Origin of the sequence: Bacillus sp. SIMBA_005, assembly GCF_046535585.1 — a bacterium.
GTDB classification, from domain to species: Bacteria; Bacillota; Bacilli; order Bacillales; family Bacillaceae; genus Bacillus; species Bacillus pumilus.
Genome location: NZ_JAWRWI010001007.1, coordinates 1 through 243, shown reverse-complemented (window position 1 = coordinate 243; position 243 = coordinate 1). Strand labels below are relative to the sequence as shown.

Genomic DNA, 243 nt, shown 5'->3' with positions numbered 1-243 from the left:
ATCGAGCTCTGGGGCAGCAGCCCCAGTCGACGGGCGACCTCCTTCGCCGGGAACTCGGCTATCTCCCGGCCGTCGAGCAGGATGGAGCCCGCAGACGGCTTCATGGTGATTGGCGGTGGTCGCCCCGGTCTTGCCCACCACTCCGATCTGCTGGCCCCGCACGACCGCGGTGCCCGGCGGGTACCATCCGGGGGCGACCATGTGGGCGTAGCGCGTCACGTAGCCGCCGGGGTGCTCGATGTC

Annotated in this window: 2 pseudogenes; both read right to left on the bottom strand. The window is 70.8% G+C overall.

Annotation, left to right across the window (positions count from 1 at the left end):
- Positions 1-104, bottom strand: a pseudogene (gene fecE, locus SB660_RS23130) (Fe(3+) dicitrate ABC transporter ATP-binding protein FecE); the annotation flags it as partial.
- A gap of 13 nt (positions 105-117) precedes the next feature.
- Positions 118-240 (bottom strand): annotated as a pseudogene (locus SB660_RS23125) (hypothetical protein); the annotation flags it as partial.
- Positions 241-243: the final 3 nt, after the last annotated feature.